The sequence below is a fragment of the Sulfurimonas sp. genome, from assembly GCF_023228785.1.
In the GTDB taxonomy this organism is placed as follows: domain Bacteria; phylum Campylobacterota; class Campylobacteria; order Campylobacterales; family Sulfurimonadaceae; genus Sulfurimonas.
Map to the genome: position 1 here is coordinate 20,513 of NZ_JALOAN010000028.1, position 9,609 is coordinate 30,121.

A 9,609-nucleotide genomic window follows, 5' to 3' on the forward strand; every position below is an offset into this window, starting at 1 on the left:
ATATTATATAATTGCAAAAATTAACGCAAGGCTTTTGATGGACGCAACACTTTTATATATTGTTATGGCTCTAGGTATTTCTACAGTTTTTAACTTACTTTTAAAACGCCTAGGAGTCTCACAGATCATTGGTTACATACTAACAGGAACTGTTCTTGTATATGCTTTTGATCTGCAATATTTAAAAGAGTCGAGCACACTAGAACATATCGGTGAGTTTGGTATAGTTTTTTTGATGTTTACTATAGGGCTTGAGATCTCTTTAAACAAAATGAACTCCATGAAAAAAGAGATATTTTTAAATGGTTTCTTACAAGTTGGACTAACAGCAGCGGTTGTTTTTGCCATTGCACACTTTGTTTTTAGTATGGAGACTATCTCTGCTGTTATCTTATCTTTAGCATTTGCACTCTCTTCTACTGCTGTAGTTTTAAGCTACTTAAAGGCTTCAAAAGAGATATATACGCCCTATGGACAAAGAGCTACGGGGATACTTATATTTCAAGATATTGCAGTTATCCCAATACTAATACTTTTAAGTTTTTTAACAAGTAGTGGTGATAGCTCAATTGCAGTTATATTAAGAGATACTGCCATAAGTGCCATCATAGTTGTAGGACTTCTTTTTGTAGTTGGTAAAAGACTTATGACATGGCTTTTACACTTCTCAACATCAAGTGAAGTAGAAGAGCTTTTTATGGGATCTGTACTTTTTATAGTTATAAGTGCCTCACTTTTGGCATCTTTTTTTGGCTTTACTTACTCACTTGGTGCTTTTGTGGCTGGGATGATAATAGCTGAGACAAAGTACCATCACAAAGTGGAGTTTGATATAGCGCCATTTAAAGATATCTTGCTTGGAACATTTTTTATCATCGTTGGAATGAAGATAGATCTGATGTACTTCATAAACCATTTTTGGCTTACAGTTGGCATCTTTGTTCTTGTTTTAATTATAAAAACACTTATTATGTATATACTGCTTCGTATAACAAGTGAACATGCCACTTCACTAAAGACTTCTCTTGCCCTTTCTCAAGTTGGAGAGTTTTCTTTTGTAATCTTTGCAGTCGCGTCTAACGGCGGGCTATTAGAAAAAGATCTAGAGGCTCTTTTTGTTCTTGTTGTAATCTTTTCTATGATGATAACGCCATTTTTTATCTCTAGAATTAGTGGAGCAATTGACTATTTTACTCGTGAGGAATATTTAGCGATAGATACTAAAGAGTTTGCTAGAAGAAAAGATCATGTCATCGTTTGTGGTTACAGTATTATAGGTAAGTTTGTTGCTAAAGAGCTTGAAGCTGTAGATGCACCTCATGTTGTAATAGACAACTCTCCAAAACATGTTCAAGAAGCTATAAAAGCGGGTAAAGAGGCTTATTTAGGGGATATGTCAAAACTCTCAATGCTTGAAGCACTAAATGCTGAGAGTTCAGTAGCGGTGATCGTAACACTTGACAACATTGATAAAAAACGTGCTATTTGTGAAGCAGTACTCAAACATACAAAGGACATAAACCTTATAGTAAAAGTAGCATCGCTTGAAGAGATAAAAGCACTACAAGATCTTGATATTACGGTTATGGTAGATTCTAAGCGTGAGGTTGGCAAGGTTCTTGTTGAGAAGATGATGAGCTGCAAATTAAGAAATATATAGAGATGTCGTTGAGCCACAACTATTTTATGTAAAGCGCTCTAAGCCTTTTTTATACTGTTTTTTTGTTCCACACTGAATGAGTAGCATATCGTTTTCTTCAAGTAGTGTAGATCCAGTAGGCTTGAAATATCTACCATTGCGGTTAATTAGAAGAATTAAAAAATCTAGCGGTAGATCAAGTTCCACAATACTTTTGTTTATGACAGGAGAACTTTTTTGGATATAAAACTGTTTTAATGACTTGTAAAAAAGTGGAGAAAATGATATTTTTTTGTCTTTGTCATCTTTAGTCACTTCAACTTTTAGCCATCTTGCAACAAATGGCAGAGATGTACCTTGAATTAAAATAGATGCAAGAACAATGAAAAAAACCATATTAAAGATCAAGGCAGAGTGTTCAAAATTTTCTATAAATGGGTATGTTGCTAAAATAATTGGAACCGACCCTCTAAGCCCAACCCACGAGATAAACAACTTCTCCCTAAAAGGAAATGTGCTAAAGTGCATACTCAAAAAGACTCCCAAAGGACGAGCAACAAACATCAACCAAAAAGCAATAGCTAAAGAAGATAGTGCAACATTTGGTAGTTCTGATGGAAAAACTAATAAGCCTAAGACTAAAAAGACAGCAATTTGCATCATCCATGAGACACCATCATGAAAACCTACAAGATTTTTTTTGTGAACAAACTCTTTGGTATTGGCTGCTATTCCTGCTATATAAACCGCTAAAAATCCATTTCCATCTAACATAGAAGTACTTGAGAACAATAACAAAACCCATCCAATAGTAAGGACTGGATAGAGCCCGTAAAAACTCAAATGAACTCTATTTAAAATCATAGGAAGTGTGATCCCAAAGATATACCCTAAGACTCCCCCGATAATAAACTGTAAGAAAAACTCTAAGATCCACTCACCTACAGAAGGAAGTTGTGGCAAAATAATCATTTGCAAGATAGCAATAGTTAGAAAAATAGCCATTGGATCATTACTTCCAGATTCAAGTTCTAAGAGCGGAGCTAACTTTTTCCTTAAGTGAATTCCTTTTGCTCGCAGGATTGCAAAGACAGCGGCAGCATCAGTTGAAGAGATAATAGCGCCTATTAGCAAAGACTCTAAAAAGCTAAAGTCAAAAAGAAAGTAAATGCCGATGGCTACTACTAGTGCTGTTAGCACTACACCTAAGGTTGCTAGTAAAATCCCTTCTTTTAAGACGGGTTTAATAGCTCTAAAAGCAGTATCAAGACCTCCACCAAAAAGAATAAAAATCAGAGCAACTGTTCCTACATTTCGTGCGATTTCTACATCATCAAAGTGAATTCCTAACAAGCCATCTGAGCCAGCAAGCATTCCTAAGCCTAAAAATATAAAGAGAGCGGGAACCCCAAAAGTATTTGAGAGTTTACTCGCAAGTACGCTCAAAAGGGTTAAAAAAGCAATGACAAGAAGATAGATATCGAGTGTTTCCATGCCTTTTTAACCTTTGGTTTTTAATTTCCACGACTTCCAGGTTTTATGGCAATTGAGCCATCTTTACAAAGTGGACACTCACTTGGCTCATACATAACAAATGTAAAATCTTCTAGGGCAAAGAAAGGAATATCTTGCGGAAGTTTACAGTTTGATTTTGACTCTAGTGTGCTGTTTTCGCGTCTGCAAAAACCACGATTTGCAAGAGCTGCAACTCCAACTATCTTACCACCAAAGTTCTCTACTACTCGTGCAGCTTCCATCGCAGATCCACCAGTTGTGATGATATCTTCGCACATAAGAACTCTCTCGCCACGGCTTACTTCAAAGCCTCTACGCATAGACATAACTCCATCAACTCTCTCAGCAAATATAAAACGAACATCAAGTGCGGTTGCAAGCGCAAAACCAGCTATAAGCCCACCAAGTGCAGGTGCACAAACAGTGTCGATCTTAAGTCCACTCTCTTTGATTTGCTTTGCTAGTGCATCAGCTAAAAGTTTAGCTGTCTTTGGATCTTCTAAAACCTTTGCAGATTGTAGGTAAAATTGTGAGTGATTGCCACTGCTTAGTTTAAAATGACCCTCCAAAAGAGCATCTGCATCCATATATATTTGTTTTATATCCATCTTTTTTAAACCTTTAGTATTTCAGCTTCTTTGTCTTTTACTATGTTATCGATACTTGCTATATATTTATCAGTGATTTTTTGAATGTTGTCTTGAGCAGACTTTGACTCATCCTGTGTTGTTTCTTTATCTTTTTCAAGTTTTTTGATCTGATCATTTGCGTGTTTTCTATCATTTCTGATAGAAACTTTTGCATTTTCTCCCATACCTTTCATTTTCTTTACAGACTCTTGTCTTTGTTCAACCGTCATGGCAGGAAAAAATAGTTTAATTTGCTCGCCATCGTTGTTAGGAGTTGCTCCAACATTTGCAGCAGAGATCGCACTCTCAATACTGCTTAGTAGCTGTTTTTCCCAAGGATTTACAATTATAGTTGTTGCATCGGCAGCTATAACTGAGCCTACTTGATCAAGAGGAGTTAGAGTTCCATAGTAGTCGATTTTTACATTGTCTAAAACAGAAGTTGTAACTTTTCCTGTTCTTAGTGTTTTAAAATCTCTTAGCATATGTTCTATACCAGATTTCATATTTGCTTCGCACGAGTTGTAGATTTCATTTAACATTAGATTTCCTTAAATATTTTGAAAAATAGTTGTGATATTGTAGCAAAATATCTTTATTTGATACTAAAGAGGAGATGTTTGGGGATAATTTAGAATGAATATTGGAGCAAAAACAGTTGCAAAAATGCAACTATTCTGCAGCTGGAGCTTCTGGTGAAGCATCACTTTTAGGAGCTTGAAGAGGTGTCGTTGGAGCTTCTACATGAGTAGATTCTACCATATTGTCAACTACTGAGCTTTGCGCAGAAGTAGAGTACAAGTAACCCAAAGCTATAGTGTTTGATACAAACAAAAAGCCTATAAGAAAAGTAGTTTTAGCTAAAAAAGAGTTTGGTCCTTTAGCACCAAAAACAGAATCATTTGAGCCACTATAAGCACCAAGCCCTATGCTTGAGCTTTTTTGAAGAAGTACAGCTATTACTAGTATTACAACTAAAATTATCTGAACAATGAGTAAAAAACTAGTTGTCATTTATAAATTCCTTTAATTTTTTTCATAAAATTTAAGGAAACCTTTGATTTTCATTCACAACACTAAAGGAAGTAAATTCCTTGAGTTACGCTAATGCTTGGTTCCCTTCGGCAGGAAGCCCATCACACTAGTGTGATTTATTCTCCATGCTATTTTAAAAGTGGCGAATTATATCCAAAAAAAATAATTATTACAAAATTAGATATAATTTTAAAAAAGTTCGGAGAATTAATGAGAGATTTTAGAAATGTTGTTTTTTTACTAATAATTGCTGTTTTTTTACTACAAATGTTTGTTTTAAAGCAAGATGCTAAGTTAGCACAGGAGAAAGAACAAATAAAACCAACAGTAGCATTAAGCACATTTTCACTCTATGATATAGCAAAAAATATTTCAAATGATACTATAGATCTAGTTATGATTTTACCTTTTGGAGTAGATGCACATAGTTTTGAGCCTACTCCAAAGTTAATGGCAAAGATCATGCAAAGTGATATTGTTGTTTATAGTGGGGCTGGACTTGAGCCATGGACACACTCTTTTGAGTTTAAAAACAAAGTTATAGATATGAGTAAACATGTAAAACTTTTAAACTCAGAGCATGGAAGTTGCAACCATGAAGACCACGACCACCATCACCATGAAGGTCATGAAGAAGAGGTAGATCCACACTATTGGCTAGATATACAAAATATGATAAGTGCTACACAAATCATAACTGATGAGATCTCAAAACTCTCAACCCAAAATGAAGAACTATATAGAAGAAATGCAAAAAATTATATATCTGAACTAGAGATGATAGATGCAGAGTATAGAAAGAGACTAACATCTTGTAAAAAAGAGACCATCATAGTAAATCACAATGCTTTTTCTTATCTAAGTCAAAATTATGGATTTAAAGTCGAAGCTCTTAGCGGACTCTCTCCAGATGCACAACCAGATGCGCAAAATATGTTAAAACTAATAGAACATGTAAAAGAGCATGATCTAAGTGTTGTCTTTTTTGAGAGTTTTGTAAGTGATAAAGCTATGAAAAGTATTGCTGCTGAGGCAAAAGTAAATGTTGATGTGCTTCAACCATTAGGAAATATAACAGCCGATGAGGCACAGAAGAAGTTAAGCTACAAAGACATTATGCTTGAAAATCTAGAAAAAATAACTAAAGCTCTTGAGTGCGAATGAAATTTTCACTACCAATCTTTGATGTAAAAAACCTATATTTTATTGTAGATGATCAAGAGATACTAAGAAATGTGTCTTTTGAGATTTTTGCTCAAGACTATATCGCTATCATTGGACCAAATGGTGGCGGAAAAACTACTCTTATAAGAATTTTATTAGGACTTGAAAAAGAGACTAAGGGTGAAGTTCGGATATTTGGTAAAAAGATAAAAGACTTTAAAGAGTGGCACAAGATAGGCTATGTTCCACAAAGAGCAAGTCATGTAGATGCATCTTTTCCAGCTACAACACAAGATGTTGTAAAGATGGGTCGAACTTCAAAGCGAAAACTCTTCTCAAAAGAGAGCCAAGAAGATAAACTAAGAGTCGAAGATGCGATGAGAAAAATGGATGTTTATCATCTAAAAGACAAAATGATAGGCACACTATCAGGTGGACAAAGACAGAGAGTGATGTGTGCAAGGGCTTTGGCATCTAGACCTGAAATACTCATACTAGATGAGCCAAACACTGGCGTGGATGTCTCTTCTCAACAAAGATTTTACGAACTTTTACGAGAGTTAAATAAAAAAGAGAAGATCACCATTGTCTTTATCACTCATGACATCGGTGTTATAGCTGATGATATTGCAAGACTCTTTACCATAAACCAAAAAGCAGTAATCTGCAATAACCCTAAAGAAGCTCTTAGTTGTGAAGATATGAGTGATCTTTACGGTATAGATGCACACCTAATTCATAACCATAAGCACGAGCACTAATATGTTAGAGATTTTTGAATATGAATTTATGCAAAGAGCTTTTTTAGCTGGAATGATTATCGCCACTCTCGCATCTATTAGTGGAACTTTTGTAGTTTTAAGACGTTACTCAATGATAAGTGAAACTCTTGCACACTCTGCTTTAGTAGGAGTTGCTGTTGGATTGGTTGCAGGGTTTAACCCTCTTTGGATGGCAGTTATCATCGCTATTCTCTCAGCGTGGCTTATTGAGTATCTTAGATATAGTTTTTCACTATACTCTGATGCAGTTCTTGCCATATTTTTATCTGGATCTTTAGCAATTGCCGTTATCATTGTCTCTTTAGGTGGTGCATTTAATAACTCGCTATTCTCATACCTCTTTGGATCTATACTCGCAGTTAGTGATGCAGATCTAATAACTATCTTTATCTTTGGCATAGTTTGTCTTAGCGTTTTGCTCATTTTTGCAAAAGAGTTTTACTTTATAGCTTATGATGAAGAGGTTGCAAAAACAAGCGGAATTAGAGTTAGACTTTTAAGCTTTCTGTTGGTAACTATTGTAGCCATTATTATAGCGCTCTCTATTAGAGTTGTTGGAAGCCTTCTTATAGGTGCGTTGATGGTTATCCCAACAGTCTCAGCGCTTCAATACAGACAAGGCTTCGCTAAAACACTCTTCATATCTCTATTTTTTGCCATCTTTAGCGTTGCATCTGGTATGACTCTATCCTTTTATATGTCTTTGCCATCAGGAGCTACTATAGTGCTCTCTATACTTGTTATTTTTATCATATCCTTAGTAGCAAATAAACGATGAAAATAAGCTCAGAGTTTTCTAAAAATGCTCTACATTATGGCTCTTACAATATTATACAAAAGAGAGTTATAGAGAGACTTTTTAACAAGCTAGACTATGAGCCTAGGAAGATCCTAGATCTAGGCTGTGGAAGCGGTGCAGTTTGTAGCAAGATAGATTGGGACTATGATAGTTTCACGGGTGTGGACTTTGCCAGAGGAATGTTAGAACTGCATCCAAAATCTGAAAACATACACTGTATATATGGAGACTTTAACGATGCAAGTTTGTTCAGAAAGACTCTAGAGAAAAAGTATGAGCACATATTTTCAGCATCAGCTCTTCAGTGGGCAGAAGATCTTGAGAGAATCTTTTATGAGATAAAAAAGCTTGACGCAAGATTCTCTTTAGCCATCTTTAGCTCAAACACATTTAAAACACTAAACAAAACGGCAAACTTAACTCCACTGCTAAGAAGTGCAAAAGAGATAGAATCACTTCAAAAAAAACATTTAGATGCAGAGATGGAAGTAATCCAGTATAAGTTAGAGTTTGAATCCTCAAGAGATATGTTTAGGTATATAAAAAAAAGTGGTGTTAGTGGATCTAGAAAGGTATTAAGTTATAAAGAGACAAAAAAACTTATGCGAGATTATCCACTAAACTATCTGGAGTTTGAGGTAGTCTTCCTTTATACATAACTACTTCTCTTGAAGAACTATCTCTTTTTCTAAGTTATAAAGCTCATATCTTATATATTTGAAATTTTCACTCTGCTTTGTATCGTAAAGTTTAAAAAGCTCTTCTAAAACTCTGCAAGATTCTTCTGCTCTTTTAAAGTTTGCAATAATAATATTTTTTATATCTACTCGATCTAGTTCACTATTAGTAGTTGGGCGAAGTACATCTTTGATGCTATCTCTATGAAGTAGAAGTTTATCTATTTCATCGATTTTTGATTTGTGTCGAAGTTGTTTTAGTTTTAAGGAGAGTTCTTTGTTGTTGTCTCGATATCGTAAAATATCTTCAACAACTCGTATGCCCTCTTTGAGGCGGTTAAGATTTGCATCAATCACCCGATAAAGTTCGGGTGATAAAGGTTCTTTAGTCGTCACTACCAAAGATACCAAAAAGATGAAGTAGTGCAGTAAAAATGTTTAGAAAGTCTAAGTATAGTGCAATAGCTCCATCAATAGGTGTTTCATAAGAACCGTTCATAATGTTTTGAGTGTCATATACAACTAAGATGCTAAATAAAAATACAACAGCACCAGAAATAATAACACTCAGCATTGGACTACCTAAAAATAAATTTACGATAGAAAACCCAATAACAACAACAAGAGCAATCATTAAAGGCTTGCCGTAACTTGTAAAATCTTTTGTAGTTTTAATAGCGTAAAAACTCATAGCTCCAAAAACAACAGCAGTCATAGCAAAAGCATTGCCAATAATTGTTCCACCACCGCTCATTCCAAGTGTCTGTGAAAGTAAGGGTGCCAACATAAGACCTGTCATAAATACAAATGCAAACATAACCATAAGATTTATCCCTGGCTTATGCTTTACAAAGTGAAGCCCGATAAGAAGTCCAATCTCTAAAATAAATAGAGGTATAAACCAAGCCGCAATAGTTCCAGCTAGTGGAACACCAACATAAGCGCCAACTGCACCAGCCATCATAGATGCTGCAAATAACTTATATGTTTCTTTAACAAAAGAGATGATTTGAGAATCACTGCGAGAGGCACTCTCGTAAGAAAAAGAGTTGCCTCTAGCGTAATCGCGATCATATAGTCCCATAATTTTTTCCTCATAATATAGTTTGATAAGAATTTTATATATAAAGAGTTAATACATAGCAACAGCACTTTTAAACCCTTTATATATGTAAGGGAAAGTAGAAAAAATAACATAAAATCAAATGAAAATAAACACCTAGAAGCTTTCTTTTAAACTCTATATTATTTTAAGAAGCGATTAAGCTACAACCCCCTATAATTCCCATCCACAAACAAAGAGACCTTGTTTAAAAGGCCTAGAGAGACTTCGAGTTGAAGCTTTTGAGATTGTTTGAGATCATTGAAA

11 protein-coding genes are annotated in these 9,609 nt (G+C 34.9%); 5 read left to right on the forward strand and 6 right to left on the reverse strand.

Going from position 1 to position 9,609, the window contains the following annotated elements:
* The first annotated feature begins 37 nt into the window (after positions 1–37).
* Positions 38–1,660, forward strand: a complete 1,623-nt coding sequence (locus M0Q24_RS08150) for a cation:proton antiporter (RefSeq protein ID WP_295049466.1) — start codon at positions 38–40, stop codon at positions 1,658–1,660.
* 24 nt (positions 1,661–1,684) lie between these two features.
* Here M0Q24_RS08150 and M0Q24_RS08155 read toward each other — a convergent pair whose 3' ends face one another.
* The 4 genes from M0Q24_RS08155 to secG all read right to left on the reverse strand — a co-directional run bounded on the left by M0Q24_RS08155 (position 1,685) and on the right by secG (position 4,797).
* Positions 1,685–3,133, reverse strand: a complete 1,449-nt coding sequence (locus M0Q24_RS08155; protein ID WP_295049469.1) for a potassium/proton antiporter — start codon at positions 3,131–3,133, stop codon at positions 1,685–1,687.
* A 20-nt stretch (positions 3,134–3,153) separates the two neighbouring features.
* On the reverse strand, positions 3,154–3,762 hold the full coding sequence (gene pyrE, locus M0Q24_RS08160) for an orotate phosphoribosyltransferase (protein ID WP_295049472.1): 609 nt from the start codon (positions 3,760–3,762) through the stop codon (positions 3,154–3,156).
* Between the two features lie 5 nt (positions 3,763–3,767).
* Positions 3,768–4,325, reverse strand: coding sequence for a ribosome recycling factor (frr, locus tag M0Q24_RS08165; RefSeq protein WP_295049475.1), 558 nt, complete (start codon positions 4,323–4,325; stop codon positions 3,768–3,770).
* A gap of 130 nt (positions 4,326–4,455) precedes the next feature.
* The gene (secG, locus tag M0Q24_RS08170; RefSeq protein ID WP_295049478.1) at positions 4,456–4,797 is read right to left on the reverse strand and encodes a preprotein translocase subunit SecG; all 342 of its coding nucleotides are present in this window, start codon (positions 4,795–4,797) and stop codon (positions 4,456–4,458) included.
* A 231-nt stretch (positions 4,798–5,028) separates the two neighbouring features.
* On the opposite strand from secG, the gene M0Q24_RS08175 reads away from it, so the two are divergent.
* The 4 genes from M0Q24_RS08175 to M0Q24_RS08190 are packed head-to-tail and all read left to right on the forward strand — an operon-like array spanning position 5,029 to position 8,222.
* Positions 5,029–5,982 carry a metal ABC transporter substrate-binding protein gene (locus tag M0Q24_RS08175; RefSeq protein ID WP_295049481.1) on the forward strand — a complete coding sequence of 318 codons (954 nt, stop codon included), beginning with the start codon at positions 5,029–5,031 and terminating at the stop codon, positions 5,980–5,982.
* Positions 5,979–6,743 carry a metal ABC transporter ATP-binding protein gene (locus M0Q24_RS08180; RefSeq protein WP_295049483.1) on the forward strand — a complete coding sequence of 255 codons (765 nt, stop codon included), beginning with the start codon at positions 5,979–5,981 and terminating at the stop codon, positions 6,741–6,743. Before M0Q24_RS08175 ends, M0Q24_RS08180 begins: the two co-directional genes overlap by 4 nt.
* 1 nt (position 6,744) lies before the next feature.
* A complete protein-coding gene (locus tag M0Q24_RS08185) occupies positions 6,745–7,542 on the forward strand; it encodes a metal ABC transporter permease (RefSeq protein WP_295049486.1) in 798 nt (265 codons plus the stop codon).
* Positions 7,539–8,222, forward strand: coding sequence for a methyltransferase domain-containing protein (locus tag M0Q24_RS08190; protein ID WP_295049489.1), 684 nt, complete (start codon positions 7,539–7,541; stop codon positions 8,220–8,222). The genes M0Q24_RS08185 and M0Q24_RS08190 overlap by 4 nt, the downstream gene beginning before the upstream one ends.
* Here M0Q24_RS08190 and M0Q24_RS08195 read toward each other — a convergent pair whose 3' ends face one another.
* Both M0Q24_RS08195 and M0Q24_RS08200 read right to left on the reverse strand, forming a co-directional pair.
* Positions 8,223–8,597: a thiamine-phosphate pyrophosphorylase gene (locus M0Q24_RS08195; RefSeq protein WP_295049492.1), complete on the reverse strand. Its 375-nt coding sequence runs from the start codon at positions 8,595–8,597 to the stop codon at positions 8,223–8,225.
* A 28-nt stretch (positions 8,598–8,625) separates the two neighbouring features.
* Complete coding sequence (locus M0Q24_RS08200) at positions 8,626–9,324, reverse strand: Bax inhibitor-1/YccA family protein (protein WP_295049494.1); 699 nt, start codon at positions 9,322–9,324, stop codon at positions 8,626–8,628.
* Positions 9,325–9,609: the final 285 nt, after the last annotated feature.